Below are 23,428 nucleotides of genomic sequence, written 5' to 3'. Positions count from 1 at the left end.
TACCGTACAGAGAGTGACCGGAGACACCACGGCGACGGCCGTCGTCGCGAAGCGCGTCGACGATGGCACACCCGAGACAGCCGAGATCAGGGATCTCGTCCAGGCTGCGGGCTACGAGTTGGTCGGCGAAGTCACCCAGTCGCGGACCGCGGACCCGGCGTTGCAGTTGGGCGCGGGGAAGGTGACGGAGCTCGCCGAGCGCGTCGCGCGCACCGACGCCGACCGCGTGGTCTTCGACAACCGGCTGGGTCCCTATCAGACGTTCAACCTCGGCCAGGAGCTGCCCGACGGCACCGAGGTCGTCGACCGGTTCCGGCTGATCCTGGACATCTTCGGGCAGCGCGCCAACACCCGGAAGGCACAGCTACAGGTGGAGCTCGCGGAGTTGCGCTACGAGCTGCCCCGCGCGGAGGCCAAAACCAGCCTCGCCAAGCGCAACGAGCGGCCGGGGTTCATGGGGCTCGGCGAGTACGACGAGAGCCGCGAGCAGGACATCAAAGCCCGCATTTCGCGGATCCGCGACGAGCTGTCGAACATCGAGAAAACCGAGCAGCAGCGCCGCGAAACCCGCCGGGAGTCCGGGTTCGACCTGGTGGCGCTGGCTGGGTACACGAACGCCGGCAAATCCACGCTGTTGCGCCGGCTGGCCGCCGACGTCGCGGTCGACGAGAACGACGACCGGCATCCGGATCTGGACACCACCGCGGAGTCCCAGGACGACTTGTTCACCACGCTGGGGACGACGACGCGCCGGATGGAGCTGGCGCGACGGGACGTCCTGTTGACGGACACGGTCGGGTTCATCAGCGACCTGCCACACTGGCTCGTGGAGTCGTTCAAATCCACGCTGGAATCGGTCTACCAGGCGGACCTCGTGTTGCTCGTGGTGGACGCCAGCGAACCCCTGGCGGACATCCAGGAGAAGCTCGCGACCAGCCACGACACGCTGTACGAGCGCAACGAAGCCCCGATCGTCACGGTGTTCAACAAGACCGACCGGGTTGAGGACGCGGCGCTCGCCGAGAAGACGGAGGCGCTGGCGGCGCTCGCGCCGGCCCCGGTCGCGGTCAGCGCCCGGGACGCCAGCAACCTCGACGAGCTGCGCGAGCGCATCGACGCGGCGCTCCCGGCGCGCGAGCGCGAACGCCTCGTGCTCCCGATGACCGAGGACACGATGAGCGTGGTTTCCTGGGTGCACGACCACGCCCACGTGCGGACGGTCGATTACGGCGACCAGGAGGTCGTGATCGACTTCGAGGCGCGCCCGACGATCGTGGAGCGCTCGCACGCGAAGGCCAGCGACCTGGTGGCCGAGGCCTGACTGCCGACTCCAGCGGGCGGGTCTCCTTCGTGTCGACGCCGTACTCTCGACTGGACGGTCAGTAGTCGATTCCCCTGATGAGCGAGGACACCAGGGAGTCGTGGCTCCATGGTCGCGCCCGTTTCGGCGACTTACGCTACACGAACGACGAAGCCATCATGTCCGTTGAGAGTTGGTCCTCCGTCGCAGAGTAGTTGCAGGCGAACACCGAAGAGTCGACATCGGTGGTATCAGCGTAACCCGATGAATAGTATCTCACTCGGTGCAACAGGAAAATGTTTACGTTGAAAACTAAATCTGAGATTTATGAACAGACGTACCGTGCTTTCCGGAGCCGCAGCGGTTATTTCGGCCGGACTTGCCGGCTGTTCAACCTCAACAACCCAACAACTACCCTCGGCAGTTCGTCGGGAAGAGCCGATAGACCGCCCATTTTCTACCCCAGTTGTCGGGGAAAACAAGACGACGGCCGGCGCCGACCAGAACGGAGTCGTGGAACTCCGCGTCCACGTCCACAAAACGCCGGAGCTGCTGATGCTCGTGTCGATTTTCCAACTGAACCCTGGTGAGTCGTACGAGAGTAACGGTTGGAAGTCAACTGGATTCAACGTCGAACACCGCTGGGGAGGAACCCGATACGATGGTGAAGGGGGCCTATCCCGGCGTGCTACGCTGGTACAAGCCCCAACCGACGACGCTGAAACACCGTATCGGATGGCGACCACCGACGACTCAGCCAGGCATGTGTGGCAAGTCCGATGTCAAACGCCGATGGTCAGCGCGACTACCGATATATTCGTGACGGAATTTCCTGTGCCGGAGTCAGCTCAGTGGGGCGATACCTTTACCGTGAAAGTACATGCCGAATTTTCTAACGAACAGCAAAAAGACAGAGTGTGGTGTGAGCTCCCGGTCACATATTCCCCATCCGAGTCGTGACTGTGTTCGACCTGAGACGGATATCTCGCATCTGGCCGAAAGATAGCGAATCGTCGTTTTATTATCGGTACTCGTCGGCGACCGCTGACCGGCCGACAGTCCCGCGAGGTTTGAGTACCGGCGTGGAGACACTGGTATCTAAACTCGTCGCTCCGAGAGGGACCGGTTAATCAGGTTCTAGGGATTACTATAAGTGCTTGCAGGAGTCACCGTATCCGTTCGAGTGTACATGGAATCACTGGGAAGCTCGACCTTCGTCGCCTGCCCGCCGATTTCGTAGGAGTCGACCCCGTCTTTCCAGATCTCACCAAAGGCCAATTTCTGGCTTATGAGGTCGGCGCCGTCTAAATTATCCGCGTACGTCTCCGACATCGAGCTGGTACTCTTGACGTTGTACATACGCCGTCCAGTGTCGTCATCCGCAGTGATCTCTATTTCACCATGCGTGTTGTCCTTCTCGGAGCCGTTATTCATGTCTCTGACCACTGTCCGTCCACGCCCAATCGAGTCCACCTTGTAAATGAATTCGTCCTGAGGGATTCGGATTTTGTCGTACTTCGAAAACAGGCCCGACGCAACGTGTCCAGAGACTACGCCGTAGGTTCTGTTGTGTATTCTCTCAGTAGAGATACTTTCCTCGGATTCCTCTTTTTCGAGGTTGATATCCGTCGTCGTGAACCAGATCTCGTAATCCGTTCCGGCTCGGGAAGGGGTTGAGACTTTGAGGGCTCTTCGACCACTCGCAGCGGTAACGTTTCCTGCACTGAACGGCAGTGCCCCTATACTCGTAATCCCTACTTTCTTTATTATTCCTCTGCGTGTAGTTCCTGACATGTGTTCTCGATAATATGACTCAGGACATGAGTGTTTTGTATACGTACGTAACGGCTACAATTTGGGAGAGCGAATACGCGGGCCACACACACAGTTACCTGTCAAGTGAGGGCTGCTTTGCGTCACCAACAGCGATCAGAGCGGCGACTCAACGACGGCTCTAAACAGAGCCAACAGGTGGCGGGTTAGCTTTGCGGTTGTCAACACGCTTCTCGGCACCGTTGGTTCCGTGATCCCGACCTACAACTCGCGCTTCTGCTTCTCGACCACCCCGACGTTCTCGATGGCCGTGCCCGGGTACTGGCCGTCGCCGTCCTTCTCGGCGGCTTTCACCATGTCCCAGACGGCGTTGAGTCCGGTCGTGACGCCCTCCAACGCCTCCATCTCGCAGCCGGTCTTGCCAGTGGTCTCGACGGCGACCTCCAGTGCGACGCGGTCGTCTCGCACGTCGAAGGTCGTGTCGACGTTCGTGATGGGAATCTGGTGGCACATCGGGATCGTCTCCCAGGTGTGTTTGACCGCCTGGATCGCACCCACCCGGGCCGTCGCGAGCACGTTCCCTTTCCCGATGCCGTCGTCACGGACGGCGTCGATGGTCGACTCCGCGAGGTGGAGGTCGCCGCTGGCGACCGCGCGCCGCGCCGTGTCCGGCTTCGAGCCCACGTCCACCATCTGCGCGTCGCCGTCGGCGGTCGTATGCGTGAGGGCGTCGTCGTCGCCGTCAGGCATCCTGGCCACCCCAGATGGCGGCGGGCAGCGCGTCACAGATGTCGGTCGCGAGCAGCCCGTGCCCGCGGGCCTCAGCGGCGCGCTCACCGGCCCCACCAGTGGCGTACGCGGCAGCGCTTGCAGCCTGGATGGGGGGTTGTGTCGCGAGCATCGCGGCGGTTGCGCCCGCCAACACGTCGCCCGTGCCCCCGACGGTCATCCCGGGCGTCCCGGATCTGTTGACGCGCGTCGTGTCACCGTCGGAGAGCACGTCTCGCGCGCCGGTCACCAACAGTGTCTGCCCCAGTTCGGCGGCGAACCCTTCGACGGCGTCCCGGGACGGCTGCGAGCCGTCAACAGTCGGGCCGCCCATCGCCTGCAGCTCTCCCCGGTGGGGCGTGCACACGAGGGTGGCGTCGGTCTCCACGTCGGGAACAGCCGTGAGGGCGTCGGCGTCGACGACCGCGCGCCCCTTGAAGGCCGCGAGGAACGCCGCGACGGCGGCCTGCGTGGTGTCGGCGTCGCCGAGCCCGGGCCCGATCACGACGGCGTCGGCGTCTTCGGCGCGCGCCAGCAGGTCGGGCACGTGTTCCTCGACGAGTCGCGTCCCGATCACGCTGTCGACGATGAACGTCTCGTCGAACCCCTGGACTTCGGCCGCAACGGCGTCCGGGACGGCAAGCCGCACGAGGTCAGCGCCGGCGCGGAGCGCGGCCTGCGCGCAGAGCGCCGGCGCACCGGTGTACGGGCCGCCGCCGATCACGAGCACGGACCCGGCGTCGCCTTTGTGTCCGTGGGGGTCGCGGTCGACCCCCAGCAGGTCGCCCGGCCCGACGACGGTTTCAGCCGCCTCGGGAATGCCGATGTCGGCGACGGTGACGTGGTCGTGGTCGGCCAGCCCGGGTGTGGTGTCGTGGAACGTGACCACGCGGTCAGCGTCGACGGCACTCCCGGGCGTCGCGCCCGTGTCGGCGTCTAGCCCGGACGGCACGTCTACGGCGACGGTGGGGGCGTCCGTGGCGTTGATGCGTTCGATCGCCGTCGCCTCGGGCTCCCGGGGCGGCCCCGAGATCCCCGTTCCGAGGAGCGCGTCCACGACGACATCGGGGTCGTCGAGTGCGAGGGCGTGGGCGTCGCGCACTGTCGTGGTGTCGTAGCCGCCGGCCTGCAGGGCGTCCCAGTTCGCGCGGCTGATCCGGTCGTTGATCGACTCGGGGCGGCCGAGCAGGCTGACCGACACCGCGTAGTCGTCGAGGAAGCGCGCCGCCGCGAACGCGTCGCCGCCGTTGTTACCGCGGCCGGCGACGATGGCGACGCCCGCGCCGGGGTCCGCGACGCGTTTGACCGCGCGCCCGACGGCGTGTCCGCTTGACTCCATGAGCTGCGCCCGGGGAACGCCGAGCGCAGCGGCGTTGCGGTCGACTGCTGCCATCCGGTCGCTTGAGATCACGCCCGACTGTTCGGCGGCCGCGCTAAAAGAGTGTGGTGTCGTCAGACGGGAGCGGCGATTCAAACCACCCATCCAGATGCTTCCTGAGAATCTAACCCCCTGTCCGTTGTGACCTGTTTTTGACTTGGGGGGTGTTCCCGATTATGAGTGAAATATGCCGGACGGTCTGATCGGATACCTACAACTAATACGTCATTTCGTCGGAATATGGATGAGGCCAAAGTAATCGCCTATATACCACAATATAGCAAGAAAACCACAAAACGCTGTGAAGAATCGCATTTCGTGTGTTGAAAATAGGCCATAAAGTGGCTTAATGTCGTACGGCATGAAGGGATAAATCAAGGGGTGGTGAAATGCATCAATTGTTACATGGATCATCGATCCGAGAAAAGCAGCAATAGCAATTCTCGTCACTGAGACCCGCTGGTGAAGGTTTATTGACTCCATCAGTTTGTCTAACTCAGGCCGGATCAGTACCATGCCTGTGGTCAGGACCATAGCGAAGAGTATTGCACCGAGATATGTGTGCATCCAGCTGTGCCTCGGACCTGGCCAGAGTCCAAACACAACAAGAGCAGCTCGCCAGTCAATGATCACGTTCGCTATTACAAACGTGGGAAAATCAATATACTTCACCAATAGCAGTCCAAATAGAAGCCCGGGGCCGAAATGAAATAGTGTAAATGGAATGATAAATGGGACAATAGCGTTTTGTTATTTAAATCTGCTGTATATATATCAGATCGTGTTTAGTTGAGGGTGAAAAGTGAGGCGGGAGAATTTCCTGGTGTCCATGCCAGAAATCACCCGCCTCAGTGGTCATAGAGGGTGGATTTTGTGGAGCGCGAACGGACACCCGAGTGGATAGCGGCGCAGGGTATTCAATCGCACATTGCGGGACTGTCGCTGACGAATACCGTCGAATTGCTCGAAGATCTGGGTGTCCAACGCAGCCAGACGGCGGTCCACGATCGGGTGCAGAGTTTCGCTTGCTGGCACACTGCTCCATACTGACCACCACCCGTCAGACCGCCAGCGTCGTCAGCGGCGGGGTGTCGGCTGTGGTTTCGAGCACCACAGTGTGGCCGTCCTGGCTGATGACCGGGTCGGCGAGTGTGGCGTCGGCGGCCGCAACCAGTCGCCGTGTCTCGCCCACCGACAGGTCCGCTGCGTCCAAGACCGCGCCGTACTGAAGGCGCGTGTCGGCGTCGTCACGAGTGGTCACCGAGACACCGACCGCCGAGGCGTGCGCCAGGAGTGCGTCGAGTGTGTCGGGGATGTCGTGGAGCGCAGCCCGAATCGCGGGACGGGCGTCGGCGCTCAGCGACGCGTATCCGACGGCGTCCCCGGAGAGCGCGTCCCGCAGGCCGCCGAACGTGTCCGTGTCGCCGTCGAACCCGGTCGACGAGCGCGCCGCATCGATGTGTGCGTGCGCCCGGGTCAGGGACGGGGCGTGACCCACCCGGATCGCGGCGTCGCTGATCGAAACCGCGTGTGTCGTGTCGGTTCCCTCGAACCTGGCGGCGTCGGCGTCGCGCGCTGAAACGTCGGTGAGCGCGGCGTCGGCACGCGCCTCCGACCGGACGGCGGCGGTATCAAACGATCCGTGGACGGTCAGACAGCCTACAACGTGTTCGGGCGACCGCGCAACGCCGGCCGTGACGTGCGTGCTGTCGCTCGCTGTGATCGAGTCGTAGCGCTGAGTGATGCTGCGCAGCCTGTTGGTGGCCGTCTGCGGGAGGGCGACGTGGCTGCGAACGCCGGGCACGGCAGCGCCAGCCGCAACCACGGGCGCGTCGGTGACGGCGCGTGGGTCGTACGACTCGCGAGTTGGGGCCGCCACAGCGGGCGCGCTCGTGACGACGGGGACAGCGGCGAGCGCGCCGACGGTCCGCAGGAGGCGTCGTCTGGAGGGCATTGCGTTGACTTATGTTTCAACTAAAATACGTGCTGTGGTTCGGCGTTGGGGCTGTCTGGGCCGCTCACTCGGTCGGTTCGGGGACGGATCCCCCACTGCGAAGGTAATGGAACAGATACGTCTGCGTGTAGCCGGCGTGTGGTCCGAGGTGTTCCCGGAACGCCCGCGAGGTGTCCTCGTAGCGCCCGCGCTCGCAGTCGGGGTAGTGGTCCTCGATGGCGGTCTGCATCCACGTGTCGAGGGGTACGGCGGCGAGATAGCCAAGCGAGAACAACAACACGCAGTCAGCGACCTTGTTCCCGACGCCCACGAAGTCGGTCATTGTCTCGCGCGCCAGCTCGTACGCGCGGCCATCGATATCCCGCTTCGTGAGTTCGCCCGACGCCACCATCGCAGCAGTCCGCTGGACGTAGGGGGCGCGGTAGCCGAGCTTGAGATCGCGGAGGTCGGACTCCGTGGCGGCCGCCAGTGCCGACGGCTCGGGGACGCTATAGACCGTTTGGCCGTCGAACGTGATCGGCGTGCCGTACTCCCGGCGGAGCCGTTCCTGCATCTCGAAGATCCGCTCGACCCGCATCTGGGCCGAGCAGATGAACGAAACCAGGCAGCCGAAAAACGGGTCGCGGACGATCCGGAGACCGTCGTAGGCGTCCCACGCGGCTGTGATGAGGGGGTCGCTGCGAGCGGCACCGCGAACGGCGTCTAAGTCGTCGTGGAGGCCGAGCGCGTCGCGAACGATGGGGGCAGCGTCGGTCGTGCCACGCCACTCGATTGCGGTTGCGGTCTGGCGGACGTCGATGACGTCGTCGTCGATGACCGTCCGGTACCAGGCGTCGCCGCCCGAGAGGCCGTCGGTGCGGTAGGTGTCGCCGTCGGGACGCCACCACAGGTAGGTTTGCCCGCTTTCGAGGGTGGCTTGCACGTCGACGGCACCTGGCACGTCGTCGAGAGGAATCGCCCCGCGTTCCATGGCCGTGTTCGGTGATCGCGACGAAAGGCCCCATCGATCCGGGCCAAAGTTCTTCTATAATGGTTGCGAACGTCACACGTGAGCATGGATTGTAGGGTGGTCGTCGAGGCTGCAGTCCCAGTGTACGACGTGCAGTCCACCGACGAAGCGGTACGCATCGCCATCTCGAAGACGGGCGAAATGCTGAACCCGGATCTGAACTACGTCGAGATAGAGATGGGGTCGCGGTCCTGTCCGCACTGCGGGACGGACACGGAACCAGCGTTCGTCGCTGCCGACGAGAGCCTCGTCGCGCTTGAGCTCTCGATGACGGTGTTCAACGTCGAACGCGACGAGCACGCCGCGCGCATCGCGCGCAAGGAGATCGGCCAACGCCTAGCGAACATTCCCCTGGCGGTGCTTGAGGTCGACACCGTCACGGACGACGACACCCAGGAGTCGACCGGTGGGGACACCGAGACGGCGTAGCACCGGCCGTCGGCGGCGCAGTGGCTGTCGGCTGGCGTCGATAGAGCGCCGACGTGGATCCGTCGTGCGTGGAGATCAGTCCGCAGAAGCGGGAACAGCTTCGGTCTCGTCGTCTTCGGTTGCCATCGTGGATGTGATACCGCCGGCGAGCGCAAAGACAGCGGCCTTGTGGTCGGTCTTGGATTTGTGGATCGAGGTCGGCCGTACGCCGAGGTCGTTGTAGTCGGTCAGGTCAACGTCCTCTGCTGCGTTCTCCTCGTAGTAGTTGCTGACCTCGGCGAGAAGGCCGTGAAGGTGGATGAGCTCCTGCTTCTTCATGACAACACGTCCTTACGGTCACGGGGTTATAGTATTATCCTGAGAGGCATTCACACGCCCGTGTGTGAACGCGAGTGAGGTTGTAACGCGTTTCTGGGTCGTCCTGAAACCCTTTTGTGGTGGCCACCACTTCCGAATGGTATGGACTACGAAGAGCAACTCGACCGCGCAATGGACGAAAAGCCCGACGTCACGGGCAGTGAAACCCGATTCGAGGTCCCCGATCCGAACGTCAGAAAGGAGGGCAACGTGACGGTGTACGAGAACTTCCAGGCGACGCTGGACGCGCTGAGCCGGACACAGGATCACGTCCTGAAGTTCCTCCAGAACGAGGTCGGGACGAGCGCCAGCATCGACGAGAGCGGGCGCGCGCGACTCACCGGTGAGTTCGGCCAACGGCGGGTCTCGGACACCCTGGACGCGTACGTCGAAACGTACGTCACGTGTCCCGAGTGTGGGCTTCCGGACACCAACCTAGAGACCGACGGCGACACGATACAACTGCACTGCGAGGCCTGTGGCGCGCGCTCGACAGTGTAGGGCGCTACTGGAGGTTTTTGAGGGTTTCGAGGTCGCGGTCGGTGCGTGCGAACAATGCCGTGCGGCGCGTCGCGTGACAGCCCGGACAGCTGAAATTGTCGGTGTGAGCGGGCAGCTCGCTCGGCGTGCTCTCCCAGCTCTTCGAACACTCCGGACAGGACAGCTGCACGAACGCCTCGTGTGGCATACGTAGTCGTGGGCGCGACGGCGCCAAAAGCTTTGTCGCCACTCTCGGCGCGCGACAACACGCGTGGTGTTGGGACACGGTGGGGAACGCCAGGGCAGCGATCGCTCGCAGCGGGGGTAGTGTTCGGGGCCGCCGTCGCGGTGGCTACACGGTGAACAACTCCCCGGCAGCGGGCACGTCGAACAGCCCGATCCGCGCGCCGGCGTCGAGCCACGCGTGCCCGTAGGAGAACGCTGCCAGCGCGTTCACGGGGTCGTCGTGCGCGCGGAAGTGCCGGCCGTCTTCGAGGTAGGATTCGGCCATCTCGAAGTACTCGGCGGCGGCTTCACCCAGCGGCGACCCGGCGGGGGGAACGGGATCAGCGGCGGCCAGTGCGTCCGCAAGCAAACCCTCGTAGCGGTCGGTTTTCTCCGCGAGATCGGCAGCCATACTGGCGTCTGCGTGGCGGACGGCACTAAGTGCTTTGCTGGGCGACGGCTTCGCTACCGGCACGCGCGCACGCCAACACAACGTACAAACAGCGCGGCCGCCGACGTACGTGTATGACTGAGGCCACGGCCGACAGGACGGCACTGACGGATGGCGGGCGTGATGTCGTGGAGCACCGGCAACTGGTGATCGTGGGATCGGGGATCGCGGCGTTGAGCGCGGCGACGTACGCCGCACGGTCGAACAACGATCCGTTGCTGTTCGAGGGCGACGAGCCCGGCGGCCAGCTCACGCTCACCAGCGAGGTGGAGAACTACCCGGGGTTCCCGGAGGGCATCGCGGGCGCGGAGCTCATCCAGGAGATGAAAACCCAGGCCACGCGCTTCGGCGCTGAGGTCGAGCACGGGATCGTCGAATCCGTCGACGACTCCGGGCGGCCGTTCCGGCTCACGCTCACCAACGGTGACGTCTACACCGCCGACGCGGTGATCGTCGCCTCCGGCGCGAGCGCGCGCACGCTGGGCATCCCCGGCGAGGACGAACTCATGGGGCAGGGCGTCTCGACGTGTGCAACGTGTGACGGCGCGTTCTTCCGCGGGGAGGACATGATCGTGGTGGGTGGCGGTGACGCCGCCGCCGAGGAAGCGAGCTTCCTCACGAAGTTCGCGGACACCGTCTATCTCGTGCACCGCCGCGACGAACTGCGCGCCGAGGACTACTGGGCCGACCGCATCCGCGAGCACGTCGCCGACGGCGACATCGAGGTGCTGTGGAACACGGAAGCCGTCGAAGTACACGGGTCGCCCGAGGAGGGCGTGACGGGCGCGTCGCTGGTCCGCCACCCGGAGGGGCATCCGACGGCGAAGCTCGATGCCGACGAAACCGAACAGCTGGAGTTGGACGTCGGCGCGTTCTTCATCGCCATCGGCCACACGCCGAACACGTCGTTCCTCGCCGACACCGGCGTCGTCTGTGACGATGCGGGCTACGTGCAGACGGTCGGGGGTGCCGGCGGCGGCCAGACCAAAACCGACGTGACGGGCGTGTTCGGCGCCGGCGACGTCGTGGACTACCACTACCAGCAGGCGGTCACGGCAGCCGGCATGGGGTCGAAGGCCGCCATCGACGCCGACGAATACTTGGAGAGCGTCGCCGATGGGGTCACCGGTGAGGCGGCCGACGCCACGCCGGCCGACGACTGACGGCGCTGTACCCACACCGCTTTTAGGCGGCGTCCCGTCAGCACTGGCATGGACGAAACGACGTTCACGATCGAGGACGCAGCCGGCAACGCGAACGATGTCACGCTTCCCACGGGGCTCGTGGAGCTGTTCGCGGAAGCCGAGGACGAATCGGACGCCCAGGTCGTCGGCGACATCGCGCTGATGGCGTTCGCACAGCGCGCACACGCCGTGGTCCACCACAGCGAGGGGCAGGTCGACGACGACCTGGAGGCCATCGAGGAAGCCACCCTCGATCAGTTCGAGCAGCGGTTCGGGCAGACGTACGCGGAAGCGACCGGCCACCAGCACTGAGCCTGCGCTATCGGCAGTCGTAGGCCAGCAGCACGCCGTCGTCGAGGCGGTCGACGCCGGTCAACTCGAAGGTGGGGAACTCCGCGACGAATCCATCGCCGTCGGCGAGTGTCGGGGCGTCCCGCCCGCCGATGAGCTGGGGGGCGACGAACACGGACAGCTCGTCGACGAACTCCTCGGCGAACAGCGAGAAGATGAGTTCGCCGCCACCCTCCACCATGAGGCGGTCGACGCCCCGGGATTCGAGGGCGTCGAGGGCTGACGGCAGGTCGACTCGGTTCTCGCCGGCGACGACCACAGTCGCGCCCGCGGCCTCCAGGCTCTCCCGGTGTTCGACCGGCTCCGCCTCGGCGACGAGGACGTACGTCTCGGCAGCGCCGTCCAACAGCCGTGCGTCCGGCGGCGTACGGGCGTGGGAGTCCGCGACGACGCGCGCCGGGTGTGGGGACTCGCCGCGCTCCTCGCGGGCGGCGACGTGGTCGCTGTCGTCCAGCGTCAGCGACGGGTCGTCGGCCAGGACAGTGCCGACGCCGACCATGACGGCGTCGACGCTCGCGCGCAGTTCGTCGACGCGTTCGAAGTCCGCGTCGCCGCTGAGGGTGACTTGCTCGCGGCGGCGGGTCGAGAGTTTGCCGTCCGCGCTCATTGCGGCGTTCACGACAACATGCATACAGTCGCGGTGTCGGGGCCGCCTGAAACCGGTTTTCGTTCGGTGGTATGCGCCCGGCGCTGGCTCGCCAACCCTTATGCCCCAGGACGACCGACAGTACGCTGTATGAACGTCGACGATCACGCCGAGGAGCTCGCCTCCGACCTCGGTGTAGACAAAGCGGAGGTCAAAGAGAACCTGCAGAACCTCGTGGAGTACAGCGTGCCGCTGGAGGAGGCCAAGCGCAGCCTCCGGCGGAAGTACGGCGACGATGACGGGGCGCCATCCGGGGGGCCGACCGCCGTCGACATCGCGGACGTCGACACGGACAGCGGGAACGTCACTGTCACGGCGACGGTGCTGACCGCGGGGAAGCGCTCGATCCGCTATCAGGGCGACGACCACGTCATCGGCGAGGGCGAGCTGGCCGACGAGACCGGGCGCATCTCGTACACGGCGTGGGAGGAGTTCGGCCTGGAACCCGGCGACACCGTTACTATCGGGAACGCCAGCGTCCGCGAGTGGGAGGGCAGCCCCGAGTTGAACTTCGGGGAGTCCGCGACGGTCACGAGCGCCGACGGCGACATTGAGATGGCCGCCGAGGTGGGCGGGGACCGCGACCTCGCGGCGCTCTCGGCGGGCGATCGCGGGCGGAACGTCGAAGCCGTGGTCACGGAGGTCGAGGAGCGCACCATCGATGGGCGGGACGGCGAGACGGAGATCCTCTCCGGCGTGCTCGGGGACGAGACCGCGCGCCTCCCGTTCACCGACTGGGATCCCCACGGCGAGATCGAAGCGGGGGCGTCGGTCCGCATCGAGGACGTCTACGTCCGGGAGTTCCGGGGTGTGCCGTCGGTGAACGTGTCGGAGTTCTCCACGGTTGAGCGCCTCGACCACGAGGTCGAGGTCGGCGGGCCAACCCGGATGGCGATCCGGGAGGCCATCGACCGTGGCGGCGCCTACGATGTCGAACTCGTGGGCAGCGTCATCGACATCCGGGACGGCTCGGGGCTGATCAAGCGGTGCCCCGACTGTGGGCGGGTGGTCCAGACGGGGCAGTGTCGCCAGCACGGCGCGGTCGAGGCCGAAGACGACCTGCGCGTCAAGGCGGTGCTGGACGACGGCACCGACAGCGTCACCGCGATCCTGGACCGCGAGCTGACCGCGGACGTCTACGGCGGTACGCTGGCGGACGCCCGCGAGCAGGCCCGGGAAGCCATGGACCACTCGGTGGTCGCCGACACCATCGCCGAGGACGTGGTGGGCCGCGAGTTCCGGGTTCGGGGCCACCTCTCGGTTGACGAGTACGGCGCGAACCTCGAAACGATCGCGTTCGCGGAGCGCGACGACGACCCAGCGGCGCGCGCAGCGGCCTTCCTTGCGGAGGTGGACGCATGAGCGACGCCGACACCGACGACGACGGCGAGCGCAACCGGCGCGAAGTCGCCTATCGACTGTTCGCGGCGGAGTTCGACGACGCCGACTTCTCGTACGCCGAAAGCGACGAGGAGCGTGCGCCGAACTACGTGGTGACGCCGACGGGTGCGCGCGTCAACCGGCTGTTCGTCGTGGGCGTCTTGACGGCCGTTGAGGCGGTCAACGACGACGTGGTGCGCGCGCGCGTCGTCGACCCCACGGGGGCGTTCGTCGTCTACGCCGGGCAGTACCAGCCGGAAGCACTGGCGGCGCTCGAAGCCGCGGAGACGCCGTCGTTCGTCGCCGTCACGGGCAAAGCCCGGACGTTCGAGCCCGATGACGCCGACGTGGTGTACACGTCGGTCCGCCCGGAGACGGTCAGCGAAGTTGACGCCGACACCCGCGACCGGTGGGTCGTCGCGACCGCCGAGCGCACGCTGTCACGCGTGCGGACCGCGGCGGCGGCCCACGACCGCGTCGAGCGCGGCGACAGCCTGGAGTCGGCGCTGGCGGCGGCGGGCGTCGCGCCAGGGCTCGCGTCCGGCATCCCGCGGGCGTTCGACCATTACGGGACGACACCGGCGTATCTCGGGGCGGTCCGCGACCTCGCAGCGGACGCGGCCCGCGTCGTCGCCGGCGACACCGACACGGTTGGCGGCCTTGCGGTGGCTCCCAGCGAGGCGGGCGACGCCACACTGGATTTCGCCGCCGACCTCGGCGCGGATGCGTCGTTCGGCGGGGCGTCGGAGACGGACGCCGAGACACAGCCCGACTCGTCGGCCGGTGACGCTGGCACGCCGGCGGGGACACCCGACAGCACCGCGTCCTCGGTCGACACGGACGACGGTGAGCCGGCATCCGAGACGGCGTCGCCGGACGGGGACGCGGACCCGAGCACGGGGCCGGTCACGGACGGCGAGAGCGGTGCCGCCGACGAGGACGGCGAGATGTACGAACTCTCGGCCGAGGAGCGCGAGGCAGTCAAAGACGAGTACGGCGTGGACTTCTCGACGGGCGACGAGATCCCGGAGGCGGGCGAGCACGACATCGACGCGCCCGGCCCCGACGAGGGCGTCGAGTCCGAGGCGGCGGCCGCATCGACGGACGACGGCGGTGACGCCGTCGCCGATCCCGGTGACTTCGACGCCGACGGGACCGGGGATGACTCACCGCCCGCCGATGTCGACGTCGAGGAGTACGTCGTGGAGCTGATGGACGATCTCGACGACGGCGACGGCGTGCCCCGCAGTGAGGTAGTGTCGACCGCGGCCGACAGCCTCGGCGTCGACGCCGACGAGGTCGAGGCGGCGGTCACGTCGGCGCTGATGAGCGGGCGGTGTTACGAGTCCGGCGACGACCGCCTGAAAGCCATCTGATGGCGCTGGTCGAGCCCGTGCTCGGGGAGCCCGCGGCTGTCGCGGAGACCGGCGGGGGCCGGGCGCTCGTGGTGGCGGATTACCACGCCGGCATCGAGGTGTCGCTGCGCCGGAAGGGGCTGGAAGTGGAGGGCCGCGGCCCACAGCGGCGGCGCCGGCTGCGGCGGCTCGTACGCGAGGAGGGCGCGGACCGCTTGGTGGTTCTGGGCGACGTGGGGCACGCGATCGGCGCGCCGGAGGAGGCCGAGCGCGAGGAGTTGGCGGCGCTGTTCGACGCGGTGGACGTGCCCGCGACGGTCGTTGTGGGCAACCACGACAGCGGCATCGAGGACGTGGTGCCCGCTGACGTGACGGTGACCCCAAGCGACGGCGCGGTGCTGGGTGACGTGGGGTTCGCACACGGACACACGTGGCCGAGTCGGGCTGTTCTCGAAGCCGAGACGGTCTGCATCGGCCACGAACACCCGGCGGTGCGGTTGACCGACGACGTGGGTGGGACGCGCGTCCAGCGCGCGTGGCTGCGCGGCCCCCTGGACCCAGCACCGTTCACCGACCACTACGGCGAGGCCGTCGACGCGCACGGCGACCTCGCCGTCTTCCCGGCGTTCAACGACCTCTCCGGCGGCACGTGGGTGAACGTCGACGGCCAGGGGTTCCTCGCGCCGTTCCTGCCGGCGGGGTGCCCCGACGCGGAGCTCTACTTGCAGGACGGCACGCGCCTGGGACGGTTCGACCGGGTGTAGCCGACGCGACCGCCGGGAGCAGTGTGCTTATTCGCGCGCCAACCGTACGACTACGCCAGTATGTCGGAGACCGGTGGTGGCCGGATGGACGCGTTCACTCACCTCGGCAGCGAGGTCCGGGACGCGCTCTCCGAGCGCGGGTTCACCACGCCGACGGAGCCCCAACGTCGCGCGGTGCCCGCGCTCGCGGACGGGCGAAACGGGTTGGTCGTCGCCCCGACGGGGACCGGGAAGACGGAGACGGCGATGCTGCCCGTCTTCGACGCGCTCGTCTCAGACGGCGGGCCGCCCGACGGGTTCGGTGCGCTGTACGTGACGCCGCTGCGGGCGCTGAACCGGGACATGCGCGAGCGCCTGGACTGGTGGGGGGAGACGCTGGGCCTGGAAGTCGACGTGCGACACGGGGACACGACGGACTACCAGCGCCGACAGCAGGCCACCGATCCGCCGGACGTGCTGGTGACCACGCCGGAGACCCTGCAGGCGATGCTGACCGGGTCGACGCTCCGGGATGGGCTTGCAGACGTCGAGCACGTCGTCGTCGACGAGGTCCACGAGCTGGCGGGCGCGAAGCGCGGTGCGCAGCTGGCGATCGGGCTCGAACGCCTCGTGGAGGTGGCCGGGCGCGTCCAGCGGATCGGGCTGTCGGCGACGGTCGGGGATCCCCACGAGATCGGGGCGTTTCTCACCGGCGGCCGGGGGTGTGAGATCATCGAAGTCGACGTGACGTCGAACGTGTCGTTCGAGGTGCGGGAGCCGGCCGTCACGGACGCCGACGAGCGGTTGGCGAGCGAACTGCTGACCACGCCGGCGATGGCCAGCCACGTCCGCGCGATCCGGGAGATCGTCGACCGCCACGACTCGGTGTTGATCTTCGTGAACACCCGCCAGACCGCGGAGGCGCTGGGGTCGCGGTTCAAGGAGCTGGACGCGAACATCGGCGTGCACCACGGCTCGCTGTCGAAAGACGCCCGCATCGACGTCGAGGATCGCTTCAAGTCCGGCGACCTCGACGGCCTGCTGTGCACGTCCTCGATGGAGCTCGGGATCGACGTGGGCGGGATCGACCACGTGGTGCAGTACAACTCGCCCCGGGAGGTCAAGCGCCTGCTCCAACGCGTGGGCCGGGCAGGCCACAGCCGGGACGCGGTCAGCGAGGGCACCGTCATCACGGGCAGCACCGACGACACCCTGGAGGCGCTGGCGGTCGCAGACCGGGCCAACGAGGGCGCCGTCGAGGACACCCAGGTTCATCACGGCAGCCTCGACACTGTTGCGAACCAGATCGTCGGCGTCGTGATGGACGTCGGGGAGACCGAAGCCTGGCACGCGTACAACATCATCACGCGCGCGTATCCGTTCAAGGAGCTCACCGAGGAGACGTTCCGGGCGGTGGCGATGGAGCTCCACCGGAACCGCGTGGTGTACGTCGATGAGGACGACGACACCATCTCGACGTCCGGGGGGACGTGGCAGTACTACTACGCGAACCTCTCGATGATCCCCGACGAGGAGACCTACGAGGTGTACGACATGGCCGGCGGCCGGCAGGTCGGCACGCTCGACGAGCGGTTCGTGGTGAACTTCGCGGAGCCGGGCGCGACGTTCGTGCAGCGCGGCGAGATGTGGCGCATCACGAACATCGACGAGGACGACCAGCAGGTGGAGGTCTCGCCCATCGAGGACCCAGCGGGCGAGGTGCCGTCCTGGACGGGCCAAGAGATCCCGGTGCCGTACGCGGTCGCGCAGGCAGTCGGTGGGATGCGGGCGACGGGCGGCCGGCAGCTCGGCACCGGGACGCCCAAGGATGCGGTGGCGAGAGACGTGGCGGCGAGGTATCCGACCACCCACCGGACCGCCGGCAGCGCGCTCGACCGGATGGCCCGCCACGTGACCGAGCAGGACGCGCCCGTGCCGAGCGCCGAGCGGATCGTCGTCGAGCAGGCCGGCTCGACGGTGGTGGTGAACGCGTGCTTCGGGCACGAGGTCAACGAGACGTTGGGGCGGCTGGTGTCGGCGCTGCTCGGTCAGCAGACGGGGTCGTCGGTGGGGCTGGACGCGGGCCCGTACCGCATCGAGTTGGAGGTCCCGAGCCGGGTGAGCGCCACGGACGTCGTGGCGGTGTTGCGCGACACCGACCCCGATCACGTGGCCGGGTTGCTCGAACTCAGCCTGAAACAGTCAGAGACGCTGAAGTTCACGCTCGCACAGGTCGCCGCGAAGTTCGGCGCGCTCAAGCGCTGGAAGGGGCGGGACGGCGTGGGGTTGTCCCGGCTGCTGGGGGCGCTTGAAGATACGCCCGTCTACGAGGAGGCGATCCGGGAGGTGTTCCACACCACGCTGGACGTGGCGCGCGCCAGCGACGTGCTCGCGCGCGTGCAGTCCGGCGAGCTCGGCGTCGAGATCGTGGGCAAGCGCACGGCCGTGGGGGCCGGCGGCCGGTCGGCGGGAACGGAGTTGCTCACGCCGGAGCACGCCGACGCCAGCGTCGTGCAGACGATCAAAGACCGCATCCAGGACGACCGCGTGAAGCTGTTCTGCGTGCACTGCGCCGATTGGAGCCACGAGACGATGGTCCGTCGGGTCACCGACCAGCCGGAGTGCCCCCGGTGTGGGTCAACGCGGATCGCGGCGCTGTCGCCGTGGGCGGATGAGGTGATAACGGCGGTGCGTGCCGACGACAAGGACGACGAGCAGGACGACCGGACACAGCGCGCGTACCGGAACGCCAGCATCGTGCAGAGCCACGGGAAGCGGGCCGTGATCGCGTTGTCGGCGCGCGGCGTCGGCCCCCGGAACGCCGCCCGCGTCATCAACCGCCACCGGGAGACGGAGGCGGAGTTCTACCGGGACATCCTTGAGCGCGAGCGCGAGTACGCGCGCACCAAGGCGTTCTGGTAGCGGGAGCCATCACACCGCGGGAACGGGAGTCACACCAAACACAGGTCACAAACTATTCAAGTGGCCTGGGAGTACGCACGACCATGGTACGCGACCTCCACGTCCCACGAACTGCACTGTTAGCCGTCGGGCTCGCAGTGCTGCTGGTTGCCGCTGGGTGTACCGGTATGCCCGGTGGATCGAGCGCCGATGCCACCACAACGAACGCGAAACTCGACAGCGTCCCGGCGTCCGCTGAGTACGTCGCGTACGTCGATGTCGCTGGCATGCGAACTGACACGGATCTCCGATCGGTGACGAACACGACGCTGGCCGAGGTCGACCTCGGCCCGAGTGCCCCGAGTGACGTGTCGTCGATGCTCGACGACCTCGAGGACGCCACCGATATCAACCCGCGAAAGATCCAGAACATGACGATGTTCACGGCGTCGACTGCGACCACGCAGCCCGGCACCAGCAGCGGGGCGGCGGTGCTGTCGACGACGTACGACGAATCCGGGATGGTCAACGCCATCGAGTCGTCGACGGACACGACGCTCAACGAGGGAACGTACGGGAACGTCACGGTGTACAGCGACGACTCGCTGGGCGGGTTCGACAACGTGTTGGCCGCGCTCGGTGACGGCGAGTTCGTGGTCGGTGACCGCGACAGCGTCGAGAGCATGCTCGACGTGCGCAGCGGCGACGCCGACCACCTGGAGGGCGACCTCAGAAGCGCCTTCGAGGGCGTCAACGGCGGCAGCTACGTACAGTACGCGCTGTCCGCACCCAACGGCTCCGACAGCTTGCTTGGATACGAGCGCGTCGCCGAGAACGCGCCGGTCAACCTCTCGGCGGTGAGCGGCATCGAGTACACCGCGGTGTCGTTCGGCACCGACGACGGTGACATCACGTCCACGGAGCACGTCATCGCCGACTCCGAGGGCAGCGCGGAGCGGGCCTACGATCTCATCGACGGGACGCGGTCGCTGTACGCCAGCGTGAGCCCCGAAGAGCTGCGGCCGTCGTTCGAGGCGGGCTCGATCGAACAGGACGGAAACACGGTCATCGTCACGTACGCCGAATCCGCGGACACCATCGAGTCGCGGATCGAGGCGGCGTTCGGGACGAACGAAACGGTGGACAACACGACAACGCTCGACAACTCGTCCGCCGCGTCAGTGGCGCGCCCATAGATGGACGTCCCGTCCCTGCTCGGGAAGGAACTCCGGTGGGGACGACACAAGCTGCTCGCGCTCGCGGCTGTTTTCGTCGTGCTGCCGGCGGTGTTCGCGTACGTCACTGGCGGCTTTCAGCACGTGCTACCGACCGACGCGCCGATCGCAGTCGCGCCACGGACGGCGGCCGTCACCGGGGACGATCTGCGCGTCGCGCGGGCGGCTGTCACGGTGTTCAGTGATCCCGTGATCTACCAGTCTCGGGCAGACGCACTGACCGCGCTCGGCCGCGAGCAGGTGTACGCCGTCGTCTCCGTGCCGCCCGCGCTCGCCGACTCGGCGCGCGGCGCGGCCGCGTTCACGGTCTACATCGACGGCAGCGTCGTGCCGTACCACGAGCCGTCGCGGGCCATCGTGCGCCTGCTGCAGTCCGGACTGGGCACCGCAATTCCCCGCGACGTGACCGTGTCCCGGGAGTTCGTCGGCACCCAGTACTCGTTGTCGACGTACCTCGTGCCGTCGTTCGTGGTGTCGTTGACCGCCATCGTGGCGTTGGGCTACCTCCCACAGACGTTCGAGGCGGAGGCGGCCGTGCTGGATCGGCTGCGTGTGGAGACCAGCCTGTACGCGGTCGTCGCGAGCAAGCTCCTGTTTTTCGCGGCGCTGCTGGTCGTGCCCCTGGTCGTGTTCGACGCCGTCACCACCGTGATCGGCGGTTCGGTGTCCGTGTTGGGAGTGGCGACGCTGGCCGTCGTCGTGGTGACGTTCCTGTTGTTGGGGCTGGTGGCGGTTGCCATCCAGTTGCTCGCCGGGTTCGGCGTTTGGGGGCGCATCCTCAACCTGCTGGTGTTGCTGTTCGTGCTCGGGTTCTCCGGGGTGGTGTACCCCGTGGGGTTCTTCTCGCCCGCCCGCCGGTGGGTGGTTCGACAGGTGCCGACGCATTACGCGGTGGTCACGATCCGCGGCCTCGTGCTCCGCGGGCAACCCATCAGCGCGTACGCCGACTGGCTGGGTGGCCTGGTCGCCGCGGTCGGCGTGGCGGCGTTGGTGGCCGGGGGCGCAATCGAACTGTACGAACGGAGGGCCTGACCGTGATCACAGCCACGGACCTCACGAAGACGTACGGCGAAACGACTGCACTGGCGGCGGTCTCAGTCGCCTGGGACGAGGGGTTGCACTGCTTGGCCGGCCCGAACGGCTCGGGGAAGACGACCCTCCTGCGCGTGCTTGCGGGGCTCACACGTCACGATAGCGGCAGCGTCACCGTGCCCGAGTCGCTGGGCGTCGCGTTCCAGACGCCGAACGTCTACGTGGACCTCACGGTCGCGGAGAACCTCGACGTGTTCGGCGCGCTCGCGGGGGCGACCGACGAGTGGCGGGCGTCGCTGGTCGATCAGCTGCGCCTCGATCCGGTGGCCGGGCGGACTGCGGGCGCACTCTCCGGGGGGTTCCAGAAGAAACTGGATCTCGCGCTCGCGCTGTTGAAGCGGCCCGACGCCCTGTTGTTGGACGAGCCGCTGGCCGACCTGGACCCGGCGACGCGGCGGCGGCTGGTGGACACGGTCACGCGATACAGCGCCGAGCACACGGTCGTTGCGTCCACCCATCACCTCGACGCGTTCGCGGACGACTACGCGACGCTGACGGTTGTCCGGGACGGCCGCCTCCTGGATTCGTGGGACCGGCCCGCCGCGCCGAACGACCCGGGCAGCGTCTACAACCGGCTGCTCGACCGGGAAAACGGTTTTTAGCGCTCGCGACGAGACGCGACGTATGGTCGAAGAGACAACCCGCGACGAGGCGACGTGGTACCGCTGTGAGGAGTGTGGGTTGGTGTTCGACATCGATGCCGACGCTCAGCAACACGAAGCCAACTGCACCGCCGAGGACCCACCGTACCTGCGGTAGTCACGCCGGGCCGACGATCTCGTAGGCGTACTCGGAGAGTTCGTCCTCCGCGAACACGAACACGCGGCCCCGAGCGGTCTCGGGGTCGGCGTCGATGTCGATCGCGTAGCCGTCGGCCTGCACGGTGACCCCCGGGAACAGCTCCTCGCGTTCGCCGGGGTCGAGCAGCAGGCGGCCGACGCCGGTTGACTCCAGGATCTCGTCGTGGGTCTTCAGGTCGTTGACGTACACCAGCACGCCCTCGGTTTCGGTGGGGTCGGTGACCAGCACGTGGACGTCCTTCCCCGGATTGGTGTGCAGCGTGCCCTCGATGGGTTCCGGGACGCCGTTGTAGAAGGCTTCCCGCCCGTCAGTGTATTCGACGTAGACGCCCTCTTCGGCCAGTTCAACGCCGAGCGTGCTCGGCGCAATGTCGTTGCGGGCGCTCATTCGTGTTCGTGTAGCCGCCGACCCACCGAAAAGCCCGCGGTTTGCGCGGAGCGCCAACACCAAGTACGGCGGCCCCCAGGCGTGGGCATGGACGGGCGCGCGGTCGCACCGGCCGCCGGCACGGTTCTGAACGCCCTGGCGACCGGCGTCGGGGCGGCGTTCGCGCTGGATATCGACACCGAAGCGTCCGTTTCGGTGACGCCGTCCGAAAGCGGCGTCAGCGGGGAGATCGCAGGCCACCCCGAGGCCGACACCGCGCTCGTCGAGCGCTGCGTCTCGCGCGTGATCGACCGCTACGGTGACGGGCAGGGTGGCCACGTCCGCACCGAAAGCGAGGTGCCACTGGCCGCCGGATTGAAAAGCTCCAGTGCAGCGGCCAACGCCACCGTGCTGGCGACGCTGGACGCGCTGGGCGTCGCCGACGAGGTCGACCGCGTGGACGCGGCCCGGCTCGGCGTGCAGGCCGCCCGAGACGCGGGCGTGACGGTGACCGGCGCGTTCGACGACGCGACCGCGAGCATGCTCGGCGGGGTGACGATGACCGACAACCGCGAGGACGACCTCCTGTTCCGCGACGCGGTCGAGTGGCACGCCGCCGTCTGGACGCCCCCCGAGCGCGCGTACTCCGCGGACGCCGACGTGGCGCGGTGCGAGCGCGTTTCGGAACTTGCCGAGCACGTCGCGGCGCTCGCGGCGGCCGGCGACTACGGCACCGCGATGACGGTCAACGGCCTGGCGTTCTGTGCCGCCCTCGACTTCCCGACCGCGCCCGCGGTCACGGCGCTCCCACACGCCGCCGGTGTTTCGCTGTCCGGCACCGGCCCCAGCTACGTCGCGGTCGGCGACGAGGACGGCATCGAGGAGGTGAGCACACGATGGCACGAGAACCCCGGGACGGTCAGGGAGACGACGACGCAACTGGCCGGGGCCCGGACGACATGACATTGGACGAACTCCGCGCGGAGATCGAGAGCATCGACCGCGAGATCGTGGATCTGATCGCGCGACGCACGTACGTCGCCGAGACCATCGCCGACGTGAAAGCCGAGCAGGGGCTGTCGACGACCGACGAGTCCCAGGAGGACGCAGTGATGGAGCGCGCCGGCGAGAACGCCGCGGCGTTCGGCGTCGACGACAACCTCGTGAAGGCGGTCTTCCGGCTGCTCATCGAGTTAAACAAAATCGAGCAGCGGGAGACGCGGTAGCCCGACCACCCCGCTGGGGGTGCG

27 protein-coding genes and 1 pseudogene are annotated in these 23,428 nt (G+C 67.1%); 17 read left to right on the top strand and 11 right to left on the bottom strand.

Features of this window, described 5'->3' with window-relative positions:
- Window positions 1–13 precede the first annotated feature (13 nt).
- Window positions 14–1,321, top strand: coding sequence for a GTPase HflX (gene hflX / locus JRZ79_RS18135; protein ID WP_205252727.1), 1,308 nt, complete (start codon window positions 14–16; stop codon window positions 1,319–1,321).
- 306 nt (window positions 1,322–1,627) lie between these two features.
- Window positions 1,628–2,260: a hypothetical protein gene (locus JRZ79_RS18130; protein ID WP_231546362.1), complete on the top strand. Its 633-nt coding sequence runs from the start codon at window positions 1,628–1,630 to the stop codon at window positions 2,258–2,260.
- A 177-nt stretch (window positions 2,261–2,437) separates the two neighbouring features.
- Here the strand turns inward: JRZ79_RS18130 and JRZ79_RS18125 are convergent, their stop codons facing one another.
- From JRZ79_RS18125 to JRZ79_RS18110, 4 genes are all read right to left on the bottom strand, one after another.
- Window positions 2,438–3,094, bottom strand: a complete 657-nt coding sequence (locus JRZ79_RS18125) for a hypothetical protein (RefSeq protein ID WP_205252726.1) — start codon at window positions 3,092–3,094, stop codon at window positions 2,438–2,440.
- A gap of 240 nt (window positions 3,095–3,334) precedes the next feature.
- Window positions 3,335–3,823, bottom strand: coding sequence for a cyclic pyranopterin monophosphate synthase MoaC (gene moaC, locus JRZ79_RS18120; RefSeq protein ID WP_205252725.1), 489 nt, complete (start codon window positions 3,821–3,823; stop codon window positions 3,335–3,337).
- A complete protein-coding gene (locus tag JRZ79_RS18115; protein ID WP_205252724.1) occupies window positions 3,816–5,252 on the bottom strand; it encodes an NAD(P)H-hydrate dehydratase in 1,437 nt (478 codons plus the stop codon). Before JRZ79_RS18115 ends, moaC begins: the two co-directional genes overlap by 8 nt.
- Before the next feature lie 192 nt (window positions 5,253–5,444).
- Window positions 5,445–5,891 (bottom strand): hypothetical protein, encoded by a 447-nt coding sequence (locus tag JRZ79_RS18110; protein ID WP_231546361.1) that lies wholly within the window; start codon window positions 5,889–5,891, stop codon window positions 5,445–5,447.
- A 157-nt stretch (window positions 5,892–6,048) separates the two neighbouring features.
- Here JRZ79_RS18110 and JRZ79_RS18105 point away from each other — a divergent pair.
- A pseudogene (locus JRZ79_RS18105) lies at window positions 6,049–6,236 on the top strand (IS6 family transposase); the annotation flags it as partial.
- A 43-nt stretch (window positions 6,237–6,279) separates the two neighbouring features.
- On the opposite strand, the gene JRZ79_RS18100 reads toward JRZ79_RS18105, so the two are convergent.
- Both JRZ79_RS18100 and JRZ79_RS18095 read right to left on the bottom strand, forming a co-directional pair.
- Complete coding sequence (locus JRZ79_RS18100; RefSeq protein WP_205252723.1) at window positions 6,280–7,173, bottom strand: hypothetical protein; 894 nt, start codon at window positions 7,171–7,173, stop codon at window positions 6,280–6,282.
- 64 nt (window positions 7,174–7,237) lie between these two features.
- On the bottom strand, window positions 7,238–8,143 hold the full coding sequence (locus tag JRZ79_RS18095; RefSeq protein WP_205252722.1) for a DNA-3-methyladenine glycosylase: 906 nt from the start codon (window positions 8,141–8,143) through the stop codon (window positions 7,238–7,240).
- An 84-nt stretch (window positions 8,144–8,227) separates the two neighbouring features.
- On the opposite strand from JRZ79_RS18095, the gene JRZ79_RS18090 reads away from it, so the two are divergent.
- Window positions 8,228–8,611, top strand: coding sequence for a DUF555 domain-containing protein (locus JRZ79_RS18090; protein WP_010902917.1), 384 nt, complete (start codon window positions 8,228–8,230; stop codon window positions 8,609–8,611).
- Window positions 8,612–8,686: 75 nt separating this feature from the next.
- Here JRZ79_RS18090 and JRZ79_RS18085 read toward each other — a convergent pair whose 3' ends face one another.
- On the bottom strand, window positions 8,687–8,929 hold the full coding sequence (locus tag JRZ79_RS18085; protein ID WP_010902916.1) for a UPF0058 family protein: 243 nt from the start codon (window positions 8,927–8,929) through the stop codon (window positions 8,687–8,689).
- Between the two features lie 141 nt (window positions 8,930–9,070).
- Here JRZ79_RS18085 and JRZ79_RS18080 point away from each other — a divergent pair, with 141 nt between their 5' ends.
- The gene (locus tag JRZ79_RS18080) at window positions 9,071–9,469 is read left to right on the top strand and encodes a translation initiation factor IF-2 subunit beta (protein WP_010902915.1); all 399 of its coding nucleotides are present in this window, start codon (window positions 9,071–9,073) and stop codon (window positions 9,467–9,469) included.
- 4 nt (window positions 9,470–9,473) lie between these two features.
- On the opposite strand, the gene JRZ79_RS18075 is transcribed toward JRZ79_RS18080, so the two are convergent.
- Both JRZ79_RS18075 and JRZ79_RS18070 read right to left on the bottom strand, forming a co-directional pair.
- Window positions 9,474–9,656 (bottom strand): hypothetical protein, encoded by a 183-nt coding sequence (locus tag JRZ79_RS18075; RefSeq protein WP_010902914.1) that lies wholly within the window; start codon window positions 9,654–9,656, stop codon window positions 9,474–9,476.
- 144 nt (window positions 9,657–9,800) lie between these two features.
- Window positions 9,801–10,085, bottom strand: a complete 285-nt coding sequence (locus JRZ79_RS18070) for a DUF357 domain-containing protein (RefSeq protein WP_010902913.1) — start codon at window positions 10,083–10,085, stop codon at window positions 9,801–9,803.
- A 113-nt stretch (window positions 10,086–10,198) separates the two neighbouring features.
- Here JRZ79_RS18070 and JRZ79_RS18065 point away from each other — a divergent pair, with 113 nt between their 5' ends.
- Together JRZ79_RS18065 and JRZ79_RS18060 are read left to right on the top strand one after the other, a co-directional pair.
- Window positions 10,199–11,287, top strand: coding sequence for an FAD-dependent oxidoreductase (locus JRZ79_RS18065; protein ID WP_205252721.1), 1,089 nt, complete (start codon window positions 10,199–10,201; stop codon window positions 11,285–11,287).
- 48 nt (window positions 11,288–11,335) lie between these two features.
- Window positions 11,336–11,620: a hypothetical protein gene (locus JRZ79_RS18060; RefSeq protein WP_010902911.1), complete on the top strand. Its 285-nt coding sequence runs from the start codon at window positions 11,336–11,338 to the stop codon at window positions 11,618–11,620.
- 7 nt (window positions 11,621–11,627) lie between these two features.
- On the opposite strand, the gene JRZ79_RS18055 is transcribed toward JRZ79_RS18060, so the two are convergent.
- Window positions 11,628–12,290: a 2,5-diamino-6-(ribosylamino)-4(3H)-pyrimidinone 5'-phosphate reductase gene (locus tag JRZ79_RS18055; protein ID WP_205252720.1), complete on the bottom strand. Its 663-nt coding sequence runs from the start codon at window positions 12,288–12,290 to the stop codon at window positions 11,628–11,630.
- A gap of 105 nt (window positions 12,291–12,395) precedes the next feature.
- On the opposite strand from JRZ79_RS18055, the gene JRZ79_RS18050 reads away from it, so the two are divergent.
- The 8 genes from JRZ79_RS18050 to JRZ79_RS26130 all read left to right on the top strand — a co-directional run bounded on the left by JRZ79_RS18050 (window position 12,396) and on the right by JRZ79_RS26130 (window position 21,770).
- Entirely contained in the window at window positions 12,396–13,667 is a 1,272-nt protein-coding gene (locus JRZ79_RS18050) for a Single-stranded DNA binding protein (protein ID WP_205252719.1), read from the top strand.
- Window positions 13,664–15,061, top strand: a complete 1,398-nt coding sequence (locus tag JRZ79_RS18045) for a hypothetical protein (protein WP_205252718.1) — start codon at window positions 13,664–13,666, stop codon at window positions 15,059–15,061. Before JRZ79_RS18050 ends, JRZ79_RS18045 begins: the two co-directional genes overlap by 4 nt.
- Window positions 15,061–15,804 (top strand): metallophosphoesterase, encoded by a 744-nt coding sequence (locus JRZ79_RS18040; RefSeq protein WP_010902907.1) that lies wholly within the window; start codon window positions 15,061–15,063, stop codon window positions 15,802–15,804. Before JRZ79_RS18045 ends, JRZ79_RS18040 begins: the two co-directional genes overlap by 1 nt.
- Window positions 15,805–15,864: 60 nt before the next feature.
- Entirely contained in the window at window positions 15,865–18,705 is a 2,841-nt protein-coding gene (locus tag JRZ79_RS18035) for a DEAD/DEAH box helicase (RefSeq protein ID WP_205252717.1), read from the top strand.
- An 83-nt stretch (window positions 18,706–18,788) separates the two neighbouring features.
- A complete protein-coding gene (locus JRZ79_RS18030; protein WP_205252716.1) occupies window positions 18,789–19,880 on the top strand; it encodes a hypothetical protein in 1,092 nt (363 codons plus the stop codon).
- Window positions 19,881–20,951 (top strand): ABC transporter permease, encoded by a 1,071-nt coding sequence (locus JRZ79_RS18025; protein ID WP_205252715.1) that lies wholly within the window; start codon window positions 19,881–19,883, stop codon window positions 20,949–20,951.
- A 2-nt stretch (window positions 20,952–20,953) separates the two neighbouring features.
- Entirely contained in the window at window positions 20,954–21,613 is a 660-nt protein-coding gene (locus tag JRZ79_RS18020) for an ABC transporter ATP-binding protein (protein WP_205252714.1), read from the top strand.
- Between the two features lie 22 nt (window positions 21,614–21,635).
- On the top strand, window positions 21,636–21,770 hold the full coding sequence (locus JRZ79_RS26130) for a hypothetical protein (protein ID WP_012289298.1): 135 nt from the start codon (window positions 21,636–21,638) through the stop codon (window positions 21,768–21,770).
- Here JRZ79_RS26130 and JRZ79_RS18015 read toward each other — a convergent pair whose 3' ends face one another.
- Window positions 21,771–22,199: a DUF5796 family protein gene (locus JRZ79_RS18015; RefSeq protein ID WP_010902902.1), complete on the bottom strand. Its 429-nt coding sequence runs from the start codon at window positions 22,197–22,199 to the stop codon at window positions 21,771–21,773. It lies immediately after the preceding gene.
- Between the two features lie 87 nt (window positions 22,200–22,286).
- Between JRZ79_RS18015 and JRZ79_RS18010 the strand changes: the two genes are divergently transcribed.
- Both JRZ79_RS18010 and JRZ79_RS18005 read left to right on the top strand, forming a co-directional pair.
- Window positions 22,287–23,141 (top strand): shikimate kinase, encoded by an 855-nt coding sequence (locus tag JRZ79_RS18010; RefSeq protein WP_205252713.1) that lies wholly within the window; start codon window positions 22,287–22,289, stop codon window positions 23,139–23,141.
- Window positions 23,075–23,404 carry a chorismate mutase gene (locus tag JRZ79_RS18005; RefSeq protein WP_012289297.1) on the top strand — a complete coding sequence of 110 codons (330 nt, stop codon included), beginning with the start codon at window positions 23,075–23,077 and terminating at the stop codon, window positions 23,402–23,404. Before JRZ79_RS18010 ends, JRZ79_RS18005 begins: the two co-directional genes overlap by 67 nt.
- Window positions 23,405–23,428 lie beyond the last annotated feature (24 nt).

The organism is Halobacterium sp. BOL4-2, assembly GCF_016917835.2.
Classification (GTDB): Archaea; Halobacteriota; Halobacteria; order Halobacteriales; family Halobacteriaceae; genus Halobacterium; species Halobacterium salinarum.
Note: the sequence above shows the minus strand (reverse complement) of the source record. Positions and strands in the feature narration are given on the sequence as shown.